The following is a 20458-nucleotide window of genomic DNA, read 5'->3' on the forward strand; positions in this document are numbered from 1 at the left end:
ACCACAACGTCAATATTGCAAAACACGGCCTTGTGGGCTCACCACAAACTTCGAAACCGATCCAAAGCCGGGCGGGTTTTTCTCCTCCAGCACCTGGTAAGGGCGCTGAGGCAAAATAATGCTGCGCTGTGATCGCGTAGCACCCAAATCGGCACCTTTGCCACCAAACGGGTCCAACGCAAAAACCTCTCGTTCGACTGTCGAAAACCATCCGGCCTTCTCCTCGATCACCCGATCAGAGAGCAGCTCCTCTTCGGTCCAGACCAAAGCCCAGTCCTGACCGGCGGGCGCGTTTGCCTCTGCAAGAACCTCACGCAAAGGCCCCGCTTGCCGCGTGAAGGCGTTCGAGTACATCGGACCCACGTGAAACCGCCGAAGCCGCTTGGGGTGCAGGTCGACAAAATCTTCATCAAACCCACGCGCAATTGTCACCAGCTTAAGCCCGCCCAGAGCTTGGGCGTTCAGATGGGCCTGCACTTCCGGCCAACGTTGTGTATCCTTGGGCAATGCAACATCGCCGCTGTCCTCAAGCTCCATCAGGTAGATAACAGGTAAATTGACCTGACTGTCGTAGGTCGCCCAATGCAGTCGAAATTGCCGACGCCCCCCCTCAAGGTTCTTCAGCCATACCGCCTCTGGATGGTTATTTACCCAGAACATCTGCCCTTTCATCAGCTCTTCATAATAGAGCCGTTGAGATAGAGAAAACTGCAGCTTTGTCGGGATTTTTCGATCCCCCAAAATGGCCTTCACCATTTGATCTTTGAAGCCTTCAACGCTGGGCATTCCAGCCAAATGGCTCACGGCTTGCTGGGCGTCATTGGCCATGGTCATCAGCTCTTCGGCCACCGGAAAACCGCTATCGCGCTCGTCCATTGTCAAAGAGCCAAAGAAACGCCCCGTCTCGCGCCCGACCAGCAGATATTTCAGGCTCAGCGCGCGGAAGGTATGGGTTAACCCAGACGCATATCGGGTGAGAATATCTACCTCGCCCCGGTCCAGTTTGCCTTCTGCTTCCATGACGCCTGCAACCCGCAGCATATGCTGCATGATGCCCTCGAACTTGCGGAAATAGCGGCGGCTGGCGAAGGTGTCGGACAGGCCGACGTGGTCGAGTGTCGGATCAGTCATTCTTTGATTTGAGCCCATTGACGATACGTTGTCGCAGTTGTGCTTGCTCAGCTTTCGGATCCATTGGTTGCGAGTAAGCCCAATAGGTCCGCGCTATCAGCAAGGTAATCCCCACAGCCGTAAGCGCCGGAATCAGAAACCAATCCGGCAGATAGATGAACGGACTGACCAGCAGCAAGCCAGCCAAAGCCGCCAACAAACCAAGTGGCCTAAGGGGTGCGCTTTCCTTAGGCTTATCCCCCATACTGGTTGCTGTCATGCTTCTCGATGATCTTGGCAAAGCGCCGCGCGAACCGCTCGTCCGCCTTCGCCTTCTGCTCCAGTACCTCACGGGCAAAAACCATGTGGTCCTCGTGCTTTTCCATCATCTCGGCCATCCGCGCATTTGTTGCAGCACCAATGCCTGCCATGGCTGACTGCGCCTCTTGATCGGTCTTCACGCCGATCTCGTTTATGCGGTGCGCGACGTCCTGCTGCTGCGCCGTCTTCAGCGATTTGGTCAAAGCATCATAAAGCACAACGCGCTGTTTGGTGTCTGTCTGCAGCTTGTTGATCAGCACCATCTGCGTCGCCGCCTGGTTCTGCAAACTGTCGATCCAGGTTTTACCCTTTTCGATATAACGCTCCAACGTCTGGGATTTAGCCAGCTTGACCTGCTCCTCTTGCACCAACCCGTTATATTTGGTGTTGGCAGCCGCGAGTTCAGTCTCAAGCTTGGTGCGTTTGGCGGCATCCGTCTCGGACGCAATCGCATTTTCCAGCTTAATAATCGTGGGATCCATACCGCCAATATCGGTACGGATCGTTTCAAGCTCTCCAACGGTCAGTTCACGCTCGTCCAACGTTTCGGTCAGGTTGACCTCCACCTTGGTCTTTTGCTCTTCGAGCATGACCAACTGTCCTTCGAGCAGCTGCACGATTGTATCTGATTTGGCGATCAGATCTTGCAACTTGTCATCGATGGATGCTGAACGCACTCGCTCTTGGCGCATGCTGTCAGATTTGGCACCGGAGAAGATGCCAATGATGCTCTCCCACCCGGTTTTTGAACGCATATCGTCAAAGTCCTTGGAAAAACCGGCGGTAACGTCATCAAGGCCCATAATCAGTTCTGCGATATTGGCATTCATGATCTCAGTGTGCGCATGCACATCCTCAAGCGATGCATTTTCGATGTCGATCATCGCATCATCGCCAGCCTTAAGTTTGGCCCGTGCCGTTTCAATCCGGCTGGTAAGTTCAGAAATTTTGCTTTGTGCTTCTGCGACCTGCGTTTGAGATTCCCGTACCTGTGCATCCAGATTGGCCATCAATCACTCCTTCGTTTCAATCAGTTACGTACAATATAGGTAATGTGAAGGCGATTTACATCACCTTCACATCGTTTTCCATTAAACTCTCGCAAATGCACGATACAAAGGAAAGGGCACTGGGGCTCAAGAATATGCCCCGAAACCCCTTGTTGGTATCAGGTTTAGCCCACGACGTTGAACTCTGGACCGTAAGGATAGCCGGTGATGTTATCGTTGCCGGTATCCGTGATCACTAAGATATCATGCTCGCGGTAGCCGCCCGCACCGGGTTTGCCTGCCTCAATCGTCAACATCGGTTCCATCGAGATAACCATGCCAGGTTCCAGCACAGTGTCGATATCTTCGCGCAACTCAAGTCCCGCTTCGCGGCCATAATAGTGGCTCAGCACACCGAAAGAATGGCCATAGCCAAAGGTGCGGTATTGCAGCATGTCCCGCTCCGCCAGAAACTCATTTATCTCTAGCGTGACGTCAGCGCAGCTTGCGCCCGGCTTCAACAAGGCCATTCCAAACTCATGCGCGGCCACATTGGCCTCCCAGATCTTTAGGCTCGCAGGATCGACATCTTGCACGAATAGCGTCCGTTCCAGGGCGGTGTAATACGCTGAGATCATCGGGAACGTGTTGAGTGACAGGATATCACCGTGCTGCAAAGCACGCCCAGTCACCGGGTTATGAGCGCCATCGGTGTTGATGCCTGACTGAAACCAGACCCACGTGTCGCGATATTCAGCGTCGGGAAACCGCTTGGCAATTTCCAGCTCCATCGCATCACGCCCCGCCATGGCAATGTCGATTTCGCGCGCACCAACCTTGATCGCGTCACGAATTGCGTAGCCACCAACATCGGCAACCTGTGCACCGTGGCGGATCAACGCAATCTCAGCCGGGGATTTGTGCATCCGTTGGCGCATCGTGGTCTCGAACAGGTCGACCATCACGGCAGGTTTAAGGAAATCTTCCAGCTTGTCGCGCTGCATCAGGGTCAGGTGATCCCCTTCATAGCCGATGACTTGCCCTTCACCAGCCACACTAAGGATCGCACGCCAGTAGTTGTCGCGCTGCCAATCCGTGTAGGTAATGTTGTCAGCAAAGCTTCGGCGCCAAGGTTGGCCTGCATCGATGCCCGCACTGATTGTCACGCAGTCCGTTTGCGTCACAACCAAGCCATAAGGCCGACCGAAACTACAATAAAGAAAGCCGGAATAATACGCGATGTTGTGCATTGAGGTGAAAACAGCAGCTGCAACACCCGCCGCGTCCATCCGCTCGCGCAGCTCTTCGAGCCGCGCTTCATATTCCGCCGCCTCAAAAGGTAGCGTAGATTTTTCGCCATTGTGATAGCGGTACATGTCGGCACGTGAAGTGGTCATATCAGACCCTCCCTTACAGAAAGGTCCCGGCGTTCAGGACGAATAGACCTTATTGGGCGCGACGCCATCACACCCAGCCTTGTGCTTGGGATCGCCCAAATCAACGCACCAATCAAGCCCTTACTTCACACCAAGCAGCGCCTTTACCATATCGCTTTCGGAATCAGCCAACGCATCGATCACATCAAAATGGTGCAAACCCTCAGCCACCACGCGCCGTGCGCCCCATGCCCGCGCCAAAAGCTCCGCCTGTTCCAGAAACACGGGACGCTCATTGGCCCCGACCCAAACGTTGACATTCACACCGTGGGGCGGCGACATATTTGCTGGGCTCTCACTCTGTGCTTCTGCTGCGTCCAACTGCAAGGTTTCGTTCAGACTGGTCTGCATGAGCGGGGCCAAATCCGCCACAGGCGAGATCGGAATAATCTGTTCAATGCGGCCGCGCACGTCAGAACTTAGCAAAACGGGGTCAGTCATCCGGGACACCAAGTGCCCCCCTGCAGAATGACCTACCAGCGCAATCGGCCCCAGCGTCCGCTTGGATATGTGGGTCACCGCGCGCGCAATTTGGCCAGTGATCTGCGCAATCCGTGCATCCGGGCAAAGATCATAGGACGGCATGGCGACGGCCCATCCGCGCCCCAGAGCACCGGCCGCTAAATGGGACCAGCTGCTGCGGTCGAATTTCATCCAATAGCCGCCATGTACAAAGACAACGGTACCGCGTGACACACCTTCGGGTTGAAAAAAGTCATAGGCCTGCCGGTCCGTGGGCCCGTAAGACACACCTAGTTCCGCACGCGCACCTAGCTTTGATCGGAAGGCCGCTGCCGCTTTTTCCCATGCTGGCGGAAAAGCATCCGCGCCGGGAATATGCGCCGCGTTTGCATAGGCGTCATCGAGCTGCATTCATTCATCCTTTCAAAGTCGAACTGGACAATCATAACCGGAGTTGCTTTGGAGGCCACAAGCAAATGCGGAGAAAGCTATGACAGCCTCAACAACCGACCTGAAATCCATGCTAAACGACCCTACCCTTTTGGAAACACGCGCCTTTATTGGAGGCAACTGGGTCGACGGTGATGATGGAACGTTCGACGTTACGAACCCATCACGCGGTGATGTGATCGCAAAGGTGGCAAACTTGAGCCGGGCCCAAGTCGCCGGAGCCATCGCTCAGGCCGACGCTGCACAAAAAGAATGGGCAAGCTGGACCGGCAAAGAGCGCGCAGGTGTCATGCGCAAATGGTTCGATTTGATGATGGAAAATCAGCATGATTTGGGCATCATCCTGACTGCAGAGCAGGGCAAACCATTGGCCGAAGCTAAGGGCGAGATCGCGTATGGCGCGTCGTTCATCGAATTCTTCGGCGAAGAAGCAAAGCGGATTTACGGCGAAACGATCCCAGGCCACCAACGCGATAAACGGATCACCGTCATTAAGCAGCCGATTGGCGTTGCCGCGTCAATCACGCCGTGGAATTTTCCAAACGCGATGATCACCCGCAAGGCCGCACCAGCATTGGCCGCTGGCTGTGCATTCGTTGCGCGCCCTGCCGCAGAAACACCGCTTAGTGCTATCGTCATGGGTGTTTTGGCCGAACGCGCTGGCATCCCAGCAGGCGTGTTCAACGTAGTACCGTCCAGTTCTTCGTCAGCAATAGGCAAAGAGTTCTGCGAGAACCCCGCCGTCCGCAAGATTACCTTTACCGGATCGACCGAAGTTGGGCGCATTTTGCTCAAGCAGGCCGCTGATCAGGTGATGAAATGCTCAATGGAGCTGGGAGGTAATGCACCTTTCATCGTATTTGATGACGCCGATTTGGACGCCGCAATCGAAGGGGCTATCTTGTGCAAATTCCGCAACAACGGTCAGACTTGCGTGTGCGCCAACCGTATCTATGTGCAGGCAGGCGTATACGATGCCTTCGCGGAAAAGCTTAAAGCGCGGGTGCTGCAGATGAAGGTCGGAGACGGCTTTGAGGATGGCACCGACCTGGGCCCGTTGATCAACCCCGATGCAGGGGCAAAAGTGCGGGAACACATCGAGGATGCGGTTGCTAAGGGTGGTTCGGTGACGCTTGGTGACAGTGGCGAGATGAATGGCAACTTCCTGGCCCCGACAATTATCACTGGGGTCACGCAAAAGATGAAAGTGGCGACCGAAGAAACATTTGGTCCACTTGCACCTCTCTTTAAATTCGACACGGTTGATGATGTGATTGCGATGGCCAATGATACGATCTTTGGTCTTGCGTCCTATTTCTATGCCAAAGACCTGAGCCGCGTTTACAAGGTAGCCGAGGCGCTTGAGTACGGCATCGTTGGTGTAAACACCGGCATCATCTCGACCGAAGTGGCACCATTTGGCGGGGTCAAACAATCTGGTCTCGGACGCGAAGGCAGCCACCACGGCATCGAGGATTACCTCGAGATGAAATACATCTGCATGTCGGTCTAACTTAAAACTTTCAGGTGGCCCGCTGTAGCATCCGCGGGCCACTTTTTTCTAACTCGGGAAAATCTGTGCCATCTCGGCGTCGAATTTGGCCCAGGACATTGATGCCTTGTTCCCTGCATAGCCATGGTAGTGCGATTGGCCGGAAGAATTTGGCAATCCCGCCCAAATCATAGCAAGATTATTCATAAATTTGTGACGTGCTATCTTGCCCGTCTTGATTTTGTGCAAACCCGCCTCTGCAAGTAAAACATCGGCAAGCCGATCCTGGAGAGCCGGTGAAAACCGCGCTTGCGGGGGGACACCTAGTGTTTTGACCAAACGGCGTAAGGTCGGGGGAATGAACTGATAGCGCCCTATTGCATGGGGCTGTCCCGGAGTGTCCTTTATCCAAGCGTAAATCTCATCAATGGTCAGCTCGGTCGGGCGCTTGGCCGGACGTATCTTAGCCCCATGTTGGACCGCATCATAACCATGTTTGCGCGATTCTGCCTGACCAATAAGATTCCTTAAACGTTCAATCCCTGACCCGCTAAAGACAGATGGAGCGACCATTACCACAGCGGTTTTCACCACCGGATCTGGTAGGGGAGCAAACATACCTGCCCCCGATAGTCCGGCAAACAGACTTGCAGCCCGGCGCGGGCCGTTGCTTGCCTCTACCTCAGCGCGGGTCTGGATCAATGCACTGCGCGCAACACCGAGAGATGATGAGCCCAGTAAAGATATCGCTTCGCCAAAAGCAGGCATGGATAGCCAAATCATGCAGGCCACAATACCTGCGCAACGTTTCAAAAACATCAACCCTCACGACAACAGTTTCCATGTTGCCAGCACAATCACTCAAAGAGATTTAGAATTCGTGATCTGCGAAGACCGCGCCCTTCAGGACCAGAAAAAGTTGGGATTTTCGACCGTAAGGTAAACCTGACTGCAAAACTATTCCCGTTATGGTAGAATATAGTGCGGCTTATTCATCGCCGTACGACCACTACCTATTCTAACGTCCTAATTTTATTAAAATTATAGAGGTCACAATGACTCAGTATAGAACACAAGAATCATTTAGAGCGCGTGTCACAGCAGCCAAGGCAGCCAAAGATCGCCCGCACCCTGCGCATCTCTCAAACGGCGACGAGCAAAAATTCGCCGGGGCGCATTTCGCCATGAGCTTTACCAAAGGGTTGGAGCACGATTTGCATACCGGGCTGGTAGCAAAGCCCGACCATTTCGGCGCATTTTGACAAGCCATTGATGACGGCGTTATCGACGCTTTCAACAACCGCGTGCCCGTCCCCGAACGCGAAGAAACGGCGCGGCGCAAGTGGGAAGCACCGACCGCCGGTTTGGCCTATGACTTACAGGGCCCCGACGCGCAGGCTGTGACCATGGCAGCGGCCCCCAAACTTGGCTCGGACGAACTCGCCTTTGAGATGGCCGAAGTCTACGAGTTGGCACTGCTACGTGATGAGCCATTCCAATTCTTTGACAGCCCCGGTGGCAGTGCTGCACTGACCGCATCTGTCGCTCGAATGAACGGGTATGAATATGCGCAGGCGGGATTTCCGAACCGTCCGCGCAAGACTGAGGGTGGAGAGCTAACCCGGCAGACCGCCTTTCGTGGATCATCCCGAGGGGTTGATGTCGGACCTTACCTTTCGCAGTTCTTGTTAATCGGCAACGACATCGGGGGCATCCACAGTCATACAGATGGCCAGATCGCTTATGGGGCGTTGACCATCGATCAACGAGTGCCCGTGGCTGACCCTGGTGTCGATTTTCTGACCAACTGGCGTGATTGGTTAGATGTGCAAAATGGATTTGATGTGCGCGGGCCGGGCGATCCGGGCCAACCCTTCAGCGCTGGCACAAGACGGTTCATGCACACGCCGCGTGACCTGGCCACGTATGTGCACTTCGACGCTCTTTATGAGGCGTATCTGAATGCATGCCTCATCCTGCTGGCCATGAACGCGCCGTTTGATCCTGGGTTTGCCACGCTTTCTGGTGCCCGCGAAAGCTACCCTTCGGGAGCAGAGATGGCCGGGCGACCCTCAAACGTGGGTGGATTTGCGCTTTATGGCGGGCCCCACATCCTGACAATGGTGACAGAAGTGGCCACCCGTGCGCTAAAGGCAGCGCGGTATCAAAAATTCAACAACCACCTGCGTTTGCGCCCCGAAGCGCTTGCCGCGCGCATTCATAAGGCACCAGAACTCGACGCAGCGTTCCCGCAATTGTGCGGTGACATGGTCGGTTTGCGTGGCAGCATCAGCGATACCGTGGATGCCATAGAAACGCTCAACGCAGAGAGCACCGCGTTGTTGCCGATGGCGTTTGCCGAAGGGTCACCAATGCATCCATCCTATGCTGCGGGTCATGCCACAGTGGCGGGAGCCTGCATCACTGTGCTCAAAGCGTTCTTTGACACCGGGGCTGTCCTGATCAAGGACGAGGACCGCGCCGTCTTTCGCCATGCGCAGGCAGGGGACGTTGGCGTGGCATACGAATCTCGCGTCAATGGAACCGAGTTGGTCGATGTGGAGCCAGAATGGCCTCTGACGTTGGAAGGCGAGCTGAACAAACTTGCCGCTAACATCTCCATCGGTCGGAATATGGCCGGGGTTCATTACTTCTCGGACTATTACGACAGCTTGCGCATGGGCGAAGAAATCGCAATTGGTATCTTACAAGAGCAAGCTTTGTGTTATTCAACCGACCCGTTTGTAATGTCCCTTACAACCTTTGACGGGGAAACACTGCGCATTGGCGCGCGGTGAGAGCATGAAAAAGGCCCAGCGGGGATACGCTGGGCCTTGATGCCGTCGTCTTAGGGGGAGGTTAGTTGACGGCCTTTGCATCCACGACATCTTTTTCGATAGACGGTGCTGCGGATGCAATCTGGATCTGGCGGGGCTTCAACGCATCAGGCACCTGCCGCTGCAGCTCGATGTGCAACATGCCATTTACGTGGCTGGCACCCGACACTGTCACGTGATCGGCCAAGTGAAACCGACGTTCAAAAGCGCGGGTCGCGATACCACGGTGCAAGTATTTCACTCCGTCGTTCTCGTCGCCCTTTTTCGCTGAAACGATCAGCGATTTCTCACGGACTTCAACGCTAAGGTCAGCGTCTGCAAAGCCTGCGACTGCGATGGAAATCCGATATGAATCGTCTTCCAATCTCTCGATGTTATAGGGGGGATAGCTGGGCTGGGCGCCTTCAGCTGTTAGGACACGGTCCATTAGGTTCGCGATCTGGTCGAAACCAACGCTGGTCCGGTAAAGTGGTGCAAAATCAAAACTACGCATGTGTTCATCCTCATTTTTGAGCGATCAATCAGCAGGCCCTCCGACATTGGACGGACCCGATTTCAGTCTGCCAGAGCCCTCATTAGGCACCCTGACAATGATCATGTGGGGATGGTTTTTGCTGGTTTCAAGACCCGTCGACGCGGACGAATTTCGCGCCTGTACCGCTGCGCCCGCCGCCCAACTGGATACGCCGGGCTTTGGCCACCGGTGCTGGCCCGTTGGCGCGCATTTGCGCCTTTAGTGCGCTGACCATGTTCGGCAAAGCCATGCCAACAGTGCGTCTGGTACCATCAAAGCTAGCTGTACCAGAGATCACCGAAGCAATCCGCAACCGCTGGCCATCTCGCTTGAAAACAGGCGCACCAGACGAGCCGAATGTAACATTGCAATCCATAACCATAAGGCCGCGCGTGGCCCCGAGCACTTGGCATTCTCGTTGAAGCGATGGCAATTCTGATCGACCTTGCCCATAAGAAACGACGCTGACAGTACCTGACGATATTGGCCGTGGCTCGACGATAAACGGGTTGATGATGTGCGTTTCAATCGGGCGTGCAAGCCGAAGCAAAGCGACGTCGGTCCTGATGTTACGTTCGGTATCGCCGCTATTATATAGATACTCTTCGGGCCGTGCGATCTGGATAACCTTGCGTTCAGCCTGCGCTTTTCCATTCCGAAAGCCTGCGCGAAACGTCAATTCTTTGGCACGCCGCGGTTTACCGCTGCCGTTTGAATCGTAGGTGCAGTGCGCTGCGGTTAAAACTAGATTGGGCGCGATCAACGTCGCCGTACAAAATCCACCATCCGCAGCATCCAACCGGCCGACCGCAATCCAAGGCGACGCCTTTTCGATCCGGTCCAACCCGACAAGTGCCGTATCTTGTGCAAGCACCGGCGCGCCAACGACGACTAAAAGGCCAAAAACCGTCTTTCGTATGAGATTAAGGGCGAACAAATTTTGCCCCCGTATTGCGATCATTTTCACCAACGCGACTGCGAGCGTCGCCTGGGCCAGCCTCCAAGAGCACACCGTGGCCAGCCATCATCTCAGCATGGAGCTCTGCCAAAGGCTGGATCAGCGCCGTTCCGAGCGATACCGCTTCGCCGGCAACTTCGGCTTTGGCTGACACCACAGAAACGATCTGCACTTCGCCATCTTTGACAATGAAAATTGGCGCGCCGCTGGAGCCATAATCAACGGAACAAGACGTAACCAAGACTCCCTCCTGACGTGCTAGAACCGTGCACACCTCTTGGAGAGAGGGCGCCTCACTGCGGTCCTTTGCGTAGCTTACCACGCCGACCTTATCCCCTTTTTGTGGCCGCTCTGCGGTTCGGAAAGGCTTGATGGATAGGCTATTTATCGATTGATCTAACTCAAGAAGGGCCAGATCATTTCGAACTCGGCCTGAGGACAGATCAACGTCATATTCATAATCAGGATGCACAACGGCACGGCGCACTTGGCGGTAAGCACCTGCGCGGCCATCGCGCCACCCGGCAAGAAACTCAATCGTACCGTAGTCGATCAGCGTTTTCGTTTCGTGATCAATCAAACAATGCGCCGCAGTCAGCACCAAGCGAGGAGCAATCAATGTACCAGTGCAGAACCCGGTTCCGTTTATGTCCAGACGCCCAACAGCTTCCCAAGCTTTGGCGTCGACACCGCTTTGAAGCCGGCGCAACCTTAGATCCTGTGCAAACGCAGTCGTGGCCAAAGTGGCCACCATTAGGGAAAGTGCCATCCAACGCCGCAAAGGAAGCTCCGTCTATTCGGTGAAAATCTAAAATACCTAAACAGAAATAGCGGCCCGATACGGCAGAATTACGGCGCGGTTACCTCAATTTTGGGATCGCAGGCTGTTTTACCACATCCGCAGATAGTGCTGGTGGTTTGGGGCCACCCCATGCCCAATCCAATAGCTCAACCGTATGCACAATAGGTACCGCACTGGCCGAACCGATCTGCATCATACAACCAATATTGCCTGCAGCAATAATATCCGGGTTCTTGGCTTCTAAGGTTTTGACTTTGCGCTCTTTTAGCTGCGACGATATTTCCGGCTGCATCAGATTATACGTACCTGCAGAACCACAACACAGATGCGAATCCGCAGGCTCCACAACGCTAAATCCAGCCTTCTTTAGTAGGTCCTTGGGAAAGGTTTTGATTTGCTGGCCATGCTGCAATGAACAGGCCGCATGATAAGCAACTACAATGCCTTCGGGAGGGGCATTGCCATCGGTCGCTATGGTCCCATCTTTGGCAGGTTGCCATGGCGTGCCATCCGCATCCTTGCCCGTCAATTCCATCAAGACTTCCGACACATCCCGCGCCAAAGAAGACACTCGCGCAGCTGCCGCAGCCTTTGGGTCATTGCGAAACATGTGACCGTAGTCTTTGACCGTTGTGCCGCACCCGCTGGTGTTGATAACGATCGCATCCAACCCTTCGCCGTCCATCTCAGCGCACCAAGCGTCGATATTTAGAGCCGCTGTTGCATGACTTTCAGAGGTTTTGCCCATGTGGTGGGTCAGCGCACCGCAACAGCCAGCACCTTTGGCGACGACGACTTCGGCCCCCAGCCGGGTCAACAGCCGTATGGTGGCATCGTTGATATCTGTATTGAGCGCCTTTTGCGCACAGCCCGTCATAAGCGCGACCCGCATTTTGCGTTTATTTTTTGGTGCAAAGCTTTGCGGATCATCATTGCGCGAAACAGGCGGGATCACCTTTGGTGCCATCTCAAGCATGGCGCGCAGTCTTGGATCAGGCATGAACCGCGCAAAGGGCCGCCCTATCTTGGCACCCAGCAAGGCAACTCGGAACCGCATCGGATAAGGCAAAATACGCGCCAAAATCCAACGCAAGGCACGGTCACTGAATGGCCGCTTGTACCGCTGTTCAATATAGTCGCGCGCATGATCAACCAGATGCATATAGTGCACGCCCGATGGGCAGGTCGTCATACAGGCAAGACAGCTCAGACAACGATCGACATGCTTGACCGTTTTTTCGTCCGGCACACGGTTGTTCTCAAGCATATCTTTGATCAGATATATACGTCCGCGAGGGCTATCGAGTTCATCGCCAAGCACCTGATATGTTGGGCAAGTCGCTGTGCAAAATCCGCAATGCACACAGGACCGCAAGATCTCATTGCTGCGTTTCGTCGCCGGGTCTTCAAGTTGTTTTTCGGTAAACATCGTCTGCATTGCTGTTGCCCTCTATCCCTGCATCAGGCTGGCTGAAGCCAGACCAAACCATGGTACTGTTGTACCGATCGCACCAATCATGCCCGTCCAGCGCCGCATCAGGGTGCCCGGATCGCGCCGCCGCAACGATTGGGCCCCAGGCGACAATACGCTAATCCAAGCGATCCAAATCAGCGCGATACCAGCGATTGTCACGGTGAAGTCACGACCCCATGCCAGAGGAAGGCCAAAACGTACGGCCAGCCCGCCCAGTGCACAGAGCCCCGTACAAAGCCCCAAGATCCAGAAGCTTGCCCGCGACGGCTCCGGTTTGGTCATCTGCCGGAACAACACGGGACCCACGATAAAAATAATCAGGAAAAGCGTTGCGAGGCTCACCCCATCAATCCAGCATTTAGAATGCCGCGTGGATCAAATCTCGCGCGCAGACCTTGTGACAGACGTGCAACACCAGAAGCTGGCGTTTGAAATCCGCCCAATGTAGCGCGCGTTTTAGCTGATCCACGCACCAAGGTCGCATGCCCATCATAGGTGCCAAGTGCAGAACGTAGATCACTTCCCGGCGTTGTTTTCAGCCAGATAAGGCCACCAGCCCAGTCAAACAACACAGCTTGTGCTTTAGCCGTTGTGACTAGCCCCGGCGCGTCAGATGGCTTGCACGACACGCGCCAAACATCACCATCGGAATCTGCAAAAGCCCTGACATCCCGAAGATCGGCCCAGCGCATCCGGCTTTTGTCGCGATCCTCGACTTGCATTTCGGCACCCGTTTCAGACAACAAACTTCGCAGTTGCTCAATGCGGTAGTTCACTGATGCTTCAAATCCCTCAACGCGCAACATTGTCTCATTTATTTGCGGGTCATGCGCCGCACCAGTGACCTCAAAAGGACTGCCCAGTGCGCTGGCCAAAGCGGCAACTGCGGCCGCGTCATCTAGCCCAGACAGCACAAGGGTGCCTTCTGTTTCAGGCATCGGTAATACCTTGAGGGCAACTTCGGTCAAAACGCCTAGCGTCCCAAATGATCCCGCCATCAGCTTAACCAAGTCATAGCCGGTGACGTTCTTCATCACCCGGCCCCCGTTCTTGATGACCGTTCCTGATCCATCAACAAAGCGAACCCCCAGCGCGAAATCCCGCGCGGCACCCACTGCAATCCGTCGCGGGCCACTGACATTTGCCGCCATCACGCCCCCAATGGTCGGCTCGCCTTTTGTACCCAACAGCACTCGGTGGTCCATAGGCTCAAACGCGAGACGTTGATTGTCTTTGGCCAAGGTGCGCTCAATCAGAGAAATCGGAGTGCCTGACTGCGCCACAAGCGTCATTGCGCCGGGCTCATACAAGCTGATCCCGCTCAAACCTTTTGCTGACAGCGGCTCACCGTCAACGGTGATACCGCGCGTTGCGCCGCCAGAAACAGCAAGAGGTGCGCGCGCACTTTGGATCGCTTCAACAAGTTCGCTCTCAGTTTTGGGTGTCATAGTTCTTGTGGCCTCAATTATCCCGGAGGGTTTACTTGGTCCTATAGCCCTTAGGCCGCAGCCGCGGATTCCGCACGCCGAGCATCTGACGCATCAAGCGGAAAGACCTTCGCAGGGTTCAACAACCACTTCGGATCAAAGACATCTTTCACAGCCATCTGCGCTTCGAGATCGGCGGGCGCGTATTGCACATGCATCAGATCGCGCTTTTCAATCCCGACACCGTGCTCCCCGGTCAAACAGCCACCAACTTCTACGCAGAGTTTTAGAATATCTGCGCCAAACGCTTCACACAGCTCCAGATCGCCGGGCTTGTTCGCATCAAAGAGGATCAGCGGGTGCATGTTGCCGTCGCCAGCGTGAAACACGTTGCCAACCTTCAGCCCATATTCGTCAGACATCTCGCCAATGCGGCGCAGCACCAAAGGCAAGCTTGATACAGGGATCGTTCCGTCAAGGCACATATAATCATTGATCTGCCCCATTGCGCCAAAGGCAGATTTGCGGCCAAGCCAGATCTTGGCGCTTTCTTCGGCTGAGGTACTTTCACGCAGTTCAACGGGATTGTGACGACGCGCGATTTCCATGATCAGCGAAAGCTGGTGGTCGATCTCAGCATCTGATCCTTCAACCTCAACAATCAAAAGAGCCTCGCACATCGGGTAGCCAGCTTTGGCAAAAGCCTCTGTTGCTTCGATGCAGGGGCGGTCCATAAATTCGATCGCAACAGGCAGAACACCAGCCTTGATGATGTCACTGACGCAGGCACCGGCGACTTCACTGTCGTCAAATCCCATCAATACTGGCCGCGCGCCTTCGGGCTTGTGCAAGATACGCAACGTCGCTTCGGTCACGACACCCAACTGCCCTTCTGATCCGCAGATCAGTCCCAGCAAATCCAAACCGCCCGCATCAAGATGCGCGCCGCCTATTTCAACTATTTCACCGTCCATCATCACCATGGTGACGCCCATCAGGTTATTCGTCGTGACGCCATATTTCAGGCAGTGTGCGCCGCCCGAATTCATGGCGATGTTACCTGCAATCGCACAGGCCAGCTGACTTGAAGGGTCTGGCGCATAGAAAAAATCGTTCTCTTCAACGGCACCCGTCACGCTCAGGTTCGTGCGCCCCGTCTGAACCCGAATGATCCGGTTGTCGTAATCGGTATCCAGAACATCATTCATTCGCGCTACGCCTAGGATAACACAATCTGCTGTGGGCAACGCTCCTCCGGCCAGCGAAGTCCCAGAGCCGCGCGGCACAACGGGCACGCCTTCTTCATGGCAAATCTTAAGCACGGCGGCGACTTCTTGGGTCGTCGTAGGTAGGACAGCAACCATTGGAGGGCACCGATATGCAGTAAGTGCGTCACATTCATAGGCTCGTGTTTCGACCTCATCATGGATCACTGCATCCCCCGGAAGCACCCCGTGCAGACGGGCTACAACGCGGGATTTGATCGCCAGAATGCGAGGGTCCGGGCTTGGCATTTCCATAGAGCTCTCCTAATTTGGTAAAATAATATTACCAATCGTCGAGATTTGCAAGATAGAACCGCGCACCCGTGCTGCAATATCATTCGCTGGCAACGTCTGATGCGCCTTGGTTGGGGTTACTCTTCGTCTTTGGGGCCACCAAAGCAACAGCAACGTCGGCGAGATCCTGATATGCATACCGACCGAAAGCAGATGGGGGCCTAGGGTCTGAACCGGCACAATGTGAGGATCAAAAAGATCATGCCGCAATCGGCTTCCTTCGCGATTTCCGCACGCTTCATTGATTGCATCAACAAGCCACTGGTCAGCACCTGCGCCGGGGCGTAGACACCGCCAATGGACATCATTGATCGCATTTATCTATTTTCGCTTCTCGACGGCGCAGCTGTTGCACTGCTTATCTCTCTTTGGTTTTTTATTGGTCTGTGGATAGAAAGGCCGTCCGCGGCCAAGCCGTCCGTGTCGGTCATAATGGCCGAGTACCGCCGCGAATGGATGCGTCAGATGGTTACACGAGAGCCGCGCATCTTTGACGCCCAAACGGTTGCGTCCCTAAGGCAAGGCACCTCATTTTTTGCCTCAACCAGCATGATCGCGATCGGCGGAGCACTGGCGCTAATTGGTAATTCTGAGCAACTGTCTGGCCTTGCCGAAGACCTCACGTTCGATGAGCACTCCGCCGTCGTTCTCGAGATCAAGATGATGTTCGTCGTGGTCTATTTGACCAACGGTTTCTTAAAGTTCGTTTGGGCAAACCGGCTTTTTGGCTATTGTTCGGTGCTGATGGGTGCTGTGCCAAACGACGCGACACATAAAGACGCCGTTCCTATTGCGACCAAAGCCGCAGAGATTAACATCACAGCAGCGCGCAGCTTCAACAGAGGTCTACGGGCGATCTACTTTGCCCTGGCAGCGCTCGCTTGGTTGGCTGGGCCTATTGCGCTAATCGCAGCCGGTGTCTTAACTGTCACAATCATATGGCGGCGTGAGTTCGCATCACATTCGCGTTGCATTCTCTTGGCAAAGTGACGGCCAAGCGTTTATAGATAACAGCTTTACATATTAAGGTATCGGACATGTTGAAACGAAGCCTGTCTTTATTCATAGCTCTTTCTGCCCCAGTGTTCGCTGACCCGCCGCGCATCGACAACGTCACCGCACATCGACAAGGTGGGTTATATACTTTTGATGTGACGATCTCTCACACCGACACAGGTTGGGATGATTATGTGGATGGCTGGCGGATTGTCTCTTTAGATGGCACCATTCTGGGTGAGCGAACCCTTGCGCATCCTCATGTGAATGAGCAGCCTTTCACACGGTCGCTATCTGGTGTGAAAGTCCCTACTGGCACAGAACAAGTTCGCATTCAGGCACGCGACAACGTAAACGGCTGGTACGATAGTTTTGTTGGCGTTCGGCTGAGATAAGCGCGCCAATCAAACTCGGTGGTACGGACCGCCCGACAAGATTGAAGCAGCGCGGTACATTTGCTCAGCAAGCATGACGCGCACCAGCATATGCGGCCAGACCATTTTGCCAAAAGACAGCAGGTGGTCAGCTTGGCCCCGAATTTCTGGATCCAGACCGTCTGCGCCACCGATGACGAAGGCCAGATCACCGCGCCCGGCATCCCGCCAATCCGCCAATCGTTTTGAGAATTTGACTGAGGTTTCTACGGTTCCGCGTTCGTCTAATGCGCAAATTACAGCACCGTCAGGAACAGTTCGGCGCAGCAAGGATGCCTCTGCTGGCATCCCGCCACCTTTGCGGTCTTCGACCTCGTGAAGCGAAACTGGACCAAACCCGATACCACGCCCAGTGCGCTCAAATCGGGTCAGGTAATCATCTATCAGCAATTTTTCAGGGCCAGCGCGCAGTTTACCTACAGCACAAATCTGCACGCGCATCACGCTAAACCCTTAAGACAGCATCAGTTGGTGGCAGCCGGTTGGGGCATCCACATCTTTTCAAGCTGGTAGAATTCACGCACTTCTGGACGAAAGACGTGAACGATCACATCGCCAGTATCGATCAAAACCCAGTCACCTGTGTCTCTGCCTTCGATACGCACCATGTGGCCGTATTTTTCTTTGACCCGCTGCGCCACCTTTTCAGAGATGGCCGCAACTTGACGCGAGGACCGACCTGAGCAGATGATCATGTAATCACCAATCTCAGTTTTGCCGCGCAGATCAACCTGCACAACATCTTCGGCCTTGTCGTCTTCGAGTGAGGAAAGGATCGTAGCCAGAAGCTTCTCGCTTGTGGCCTTTTCACCGGTTACCGCCATCAGCGCCACACCGGCATCCGCAGCCTGCGCTGCGTGCTCTTGGATTGACAGGACATCGTCCTCCTTTTGTCGCGCCGTCTGGCCCCCGACGCTGGGGTCACCTTAGAATAACAACGCAGATATGACATTTCAATGACAAGCGCCGCAGCTAGCGGGATTCGCCCACTCCTGCAAGGCCTGATAAATTCCTAACGGCAGATGTGTAAAAATCGCGCCAGTCCAAATCGAGTGCTGCCAGCTTCTTTTCATCAAACAGCGTGCTGTCTTCCCAGTAGCGCCCATCAGGCGTGACATATCCCAGATCATCTTCGCGCTGCCTAAGGTGGCGGTAATCCTCTGTTTCTAAGTCTATTTTTACGTTCAACCCACGCAATTCAGCAGCATTAGCGCGCGGAAACAACAAGGCAGAAGGCTCAGACGATAGATTGACGCAAGCACACCCTTGCTGGTTTGCAATCGCGGCCAGCCTTGCTGATTTGGCCCCCAGATCGCGAAGTGTGATGTCATTGCGCAACGGATCAGCGGTGCCACGGCCATAAAAATGCGTCTTGCCTTGGCTCGGATACATCATGTCGCACCCCAAAAACGCCATCACACGCGGCTTGTGGGCATGCAGCGCCCAATAGGCAGACGTAAACGCCATGGTGCCACCTGCATAAACAAAGCCGCCAAAACTGTTTTGTGCAGGCACAAAGGCCGCAGCATCAATCAGCTTTTGTTTCGTCCGTATATCTGGAGGCATCCGGTCCGACGGAAAATCTTCTGGGTAGACCAAATCATCCCAGTCTGGCCGAACTTGCCAAGCGTTGTTGATCACGACGATCCGGTCGAACCAAGTCTTGGGCCAATCTTGAGCCGCAAGAACATTCGGTCCGCTGCCCAACACCAATACTATATCTGTCTTTTGCTGACCCATCGCACCCTGCCCCTTGGCAACCGCTGAACTACTTAACCCGCGGCAAACACAATGCAACTAGTCTAGCGCAGAACTTGCGTGTGGCGAAGCAAGCTTGCGATCATCCAGAACCTTGACCTCGCGCTGCGGGAACGGGATCGAGATGCCATTTTCCTTAAACGCATCCCAAAGGGCAAGATACACATTACCGCGGATGTTGGTCAGGCCGCCGGTCGGGTCCTTGATCCAAAACCGCAGAATGTAATCCACCGAACTGTCTCCAAACCCCACGATATGGCAGACTGGTGCCTTAAAACTCAACACCCGTGCGACACTGGTTGCCGCCTCAATCGCCAGTTTACGGACTCGATGCGGATCATCGCAATAGGCCGTCCCAAAGTAGATATCCAAGCGCACAAAATCATCGGAGTGCGACCAATTGACGACCTGTCCGGTGATCAAATCCTCGTTCGGGATAAGGTATTCTCTGCCATCTCGTGTAACGACCGACGCGTAGCGTGCGCCCAGTGTTTGAATCCACCCAAATGTATCCCCAAGACTGATCACATCCCCCGGTTTGATCGACTTATCAAGCAGGATGATCACACCTGAGAAAAGGTTCGACACCACCTTTTGCAAGCCAAAACCAAGACCTACACCAAGCGCACCCGACAGCACCGCAAGCCCAGTCAGATCAATGCCAACCGCCTTCACGCCCATAAAGAACGCCATGCCATAAACTGCGACTTGCAGGCCTTTGACCGCAAGTACTTGCATTGAGGGGCTGATATCATCGTTCTGGCGGATTTTGACGGCCGTGGTCTTGCTGATGAGACCCGCGGCGATAAACAGCGCTCCAATCACAATCAAAGCTGTCAACAAAGTCAGCACTGACATCCGGAAGTTCCCGACCTCAAGCGCGAGACCATCGAGGAAGCTCGCAATTTCGTTGGACACGTTTAGGAAATAGAACGTCGCATAGATCCACAATCCCCACGTCACCACCCGCCGCAACGTTCGATTGCGAACCAAACGCACGGCAAAGGCGATGCCAACCCAAACGGCTGCCAGTTCAGCCACCACCCCCAAGAAGATAGACCGTGATGGCCAGGTGATGTTCTGCATAACGATGTAGACAGCGTAGGTGAGCACGGCGAACCAAATGAGGCCCAGCCGCCGCTTGATCTGTATGATCAGACGCAGTTGCCACTTGGCCCAACCTTGATGCGTCCGAACCCAATTTTCTAAAACCCGTCCCGAAAGCTTGTGCAGGCAAATTGCTACAACAGCCAGAATGATCAGGATGATGATCTGGTTCTGTTTCCAACCGGGCGTGATAATCCCAGATAAGAAGGCCTCCACATTGATCCACAGCCCGTGAAGCGTCGCCAGAAATTCTGCGAACGGGTCTGTGTCATCATTCATCGGCAATCCCCTTTGACCAAATGGTGCACGAAGCAGTCGAAACACGCAACACG

22 protein-coding genes are annotated in these 20458 nt (G+C 54.6%); 5 read left to right on the forward strand and 17 right to left on the reverse strand.

Annotated features, from left to right (window positions below):
* Positions 1-9: 9 nt before the first annotated feature.
* The 5 genes from C1J03_RS21630 to C1J03_RS21650 all read right to left on the reverse strand — a co-directional run bounded on the left by C1J03_RS21630 (position 10) and on the right by C1J03_RS21650 (position 4729).
* Entirely contained in the window at positions 10-1131 is a 1122-nt protein-coding gene (locus C1J03_RS21630) for a hypothetical protein (protein ID WP_114888462.1), read from the reverse strand.
* On the reverse strand, positions 1124-1390 hold the full coding sequence (locus tag C1J03_RS21635; protein ID WP_162798630.1) for a hypothetical protein: 267 nt from the start codon (positions 1388-1390) through the stop codon (positions 1124-1126). The genes C1J03_RS21630 and C1J03_RS21635 overlap by 8 nt, the downstream gene beginning before the upstream one ends.
* Complete coding sequence (locus C1J03_RS21640) at positions 1365-2441, reverse strand: hypothetical protein (RefSeq protein ID WP_114888464.1); 1077 nt, start codon at positions 2439-2441, stop codon at positions 1365-1367. Before C1J03_RS21640 ends, C1J03_RS21635 begins: the two co-directional genes overlap by 26 nt.
* 164 nt (positions 2442-2605) lie before the next feature.
* On the reverse strand, positions 2606-3817 hold the full coding sequence (locus tag C1J03_RS21645; RefSeq protein ID WP_114888465.1) for an aminopeptidase P family protein: 1212 nt from the start codon (positions 3815-3817) through the stop codon (positions 2606-2608).
* A 120-nt stretch (positions 3818-3937) separates the two neighbouring features.
* Positions 3938-4729, reverse strand: a complete 792-nt coding sequence (locus tag C1J03_RS21650; protein ID WP_114888466.1) for an alpha/beta hydrolase — start codon at positions 4727-4729, stop codon at positions 3938-3940.
* A gap of 79 nt (positions 4730-4808) precedes the next feature.
* Between C1J03_RS21650 and C1J03_RS21655 the strand changes: the two genes are divergently transcribed.
* A complete protein-coding gene (locus C1J03_RS21655) occupies positions 4809-6281 on the forward strand; it encodes an NAD-dependent succinate-semialdehyde dehydrogenase (RefSeq protein WP_114888467.1) in 1473 nt (490 codons plus the stop codon).
* Positions 6282-6329: 48 nt separating this feature from the next.
* On the opposite strand, the gene C1J03_RS21660 is transcribed toward C1J03_RS21655, so the two are convergent.
* A complete protein-coding gene (locus C1J03_RS21660) occupies positions 6330-7043 on the reverse strand; it encodes a hypothetical protein (protein WP_254694124.1) in 714 nt (237 codons plus the stop codon).
* 272 nt (positions 7044-7315) lie between these two features.
* Between C1J03_RS21660 and C1J03_RS25640 the strand changes: the two genes are divergently transcribed.
* Both C1J03_RS25640 and C1J03_RS21665 read left to right on the forward strand, forming a co-directional pair.
* A complete protein-coding gene (locus tag C1J03_RS25640; RefSeq protein ID WP_216825878.1) occupies positions 7316-7522 on the forward strand; it encodes a hypothetical protein in 207 nt (68 codons plus the stop codon).
* A 42-nt stretch (positions 7523-7564) separates the two neighbouring features.
* A complete protein-coding gene (locus C1J03_RS21665) occupies positions 7565-9058 on the forward strand; it encodes a vanadium-dependent haloperoxidase (protein WP_216825879.1) in 1494 nt (497 codons plus the stop codon).
* 61 nt (positions 9059-9119) lie between these two features.
* Here C1J03_RS21665 and C1J03_RS21670 read toward each other — a convergent pair whose 3' ends face one another.
* From C1J03_RS21670 to C1J03_RS21700, 7 genes are all read right to left on the reverse strand, one after another.
* Positions 9120-9590 (reverse strand): Hsp20 family protein, encoded by a 471-nt coding sequence (locus tag C1J03_RS21670; RefSeq protein ID WP_114888469.1) that lies wholly within the window; start codon positions 9588-9590, stop codon positions 9120-9122.
* A gap of 127 nt (positions 9591-9717) precedes the next feature.
* On the reverse strand, positions 9718-10548 hold the full coding sequence (locus C1J03_RS21675) for a trypsin-like serine peptidase (protein ID WP_162798631.1): 831 nt from the start codon (positions 10546-10548) through the stop codon (positions 9718-9720).
* Positions 10535-11338, reverse strand: coding sequence for a trypsin-like serine peptidase (locus tag C1J03_RS21680; RefSeq protein ID WP_441351121.1), 804 nt, complete (start codon positions 11336-11338; stop codon positions 10535-10537). The genes C1J03_RS21675 and C1J03_RS21680 overlap by 14 nt, the downstream gene beginning before the upstream one ends.
* Positions 11339-11429: 91 nt before the next feature.
* Positions 11430-12809 carry a glycolate oxidase subunit GlcF gene (gene glcF / locus C1J03_RS21685; protein ID WP_114888472.1) on the reverse strand — a complete coding sequence of 460 codons (1380 nt, stop codon included), beginning with the start codon at positions 12807-12809 and terminating at the stop codon, positions 11430-11432.
* Positions 12810-12821: 12 nt separating this feature from the next.
* Entirely contained in the window at positions 12822-13187 is a 366-nt protein-coding gene (locus tag C1J03_RS21690; RefSeq protein ID WP_114888473.1) for a hypothetical protein, read from the reverse strand.
* Positions 13184-14293, reverse strand: coding sequence for an FAD-binding protein (locus C1J03_RS21695; protein ID WP_114888474.1), 1110 nt, complete (start codon positions 14291-14293; stop codon positions 13184-13186). The genes C1J03_RS21690 and C1J03_RS21695 overlap by 4 nt, the downstream gene beginning before the upstream one ends.
* A gap of 50 nt (positions 14294-14343) precedes the next feature.
* Positions 14344-15792 carry an FAD-linked oxidase C-terminal domain-containing protein gene (locus tag C1J03_RS21700; RefSeq protein WP_114888475.1) on the reverse strand — a complete coding sequence of 483 codons (1449 nt, stop codon included), beginning with the start codon at positions 15790-15792 and terminating at the stop codon, positions 14344-14346.
* Positions 15793-16128: 336 nt separating this feature from the next.
* Between C1J03_RS21700 and C1J03_RS21705 the strand changes: the two genes are divergently transcribed.
* Both C1J03_RS21705 and C1J03_RS21710 read left to right on the forward strand, forming a co-directional pair.
* A complete protein-coding gene (locus tag C1J03_RS21705) occupies positions 16129-16821 on the forward strand; it encodes a DUF599 domain-containing protein (RefSeq protein WP_114888476.1) in 693 nt (230 codons plus the stop codon).
* A 47-nt stretch (positions 16822-16868) separates the two neighbouring features.
* A complete protein-coding gene (locus tag C1J03_RS21710; protein ID WP_114888477.1) occupies positions 16869-17222 on the forward strand; it encodes a hypothetical protein in 354 nt (117 codons plus the stop codon).
* A 9-nt stretch (positions 17223-17231) separates the two neighbouring features.
* Here the strand turns inward: C1J03_RS21710 and rlmH are convergent, their stop codons facing one another.
* The 4 genes from rlmH to C1J03_RS21730 form a co-directional block, all read right to left on the reverse strand.
* Entirely contained in the window at positions 17232-17702 is a 471-nt protein-coding gene (gene rlmH, locus C1J03_RS21715) for a 23S rRNA (pseudouridine(1915)-N(3))-methyltransferase RlmH (RefSeq protein WP_114888478.1), read from the reverse strand.
* A gap of 23 nt (positions 17703-17725) precedes the next feature.
* Positions 17726-18085 carry a ribosome silencing factor gene (gene rsfS, locus C1J03_RS21720; protein ID WP_114889140.1) on the reverse strand — a complete coding sequence of 120 codons (360 nt, stop codon included), beginning with the start codon at positions 18083-18085 and terminating at the stop codon, positions 17726-17728.
* A gap of 148 nt (positions 18086-18233) precedes the next feature.
* The gene (locus tag C1J03_RS21725) at positions 18234-19001 is read right to left on the reverse strand and encodes a hypothetical protein (protein WP_114888479.1); all 768 of its coding nucleotides are present in this window, start codon (positions 18999-19001) and stop codon (positions 18234-18236) included.
* Between the two features lie 57 nt (positions 19002-19058).
* Positions 19059-20405, reverse strand: a complete 1347-nt coding sequence (locus C1J03_RS21730; protein WP_114888480.1) for a mechanosensitive ion channel family protein — start codon at positions 20403-20405, stop codon at positions 19059-19061.
* Positions 20406-20458: the final 53 nt, after the last annotated feature.

The sequence above is a fragment of the Sulfitobacter sp. SK012 genome, from assembly GCF_003352085.1.
Taxonomy (GTDB): Bacteria; Pseudomonadota; Alphaproteobacteria; order Rhodobacterales; family Rhodobacteraceae; genus Sulfitobacter.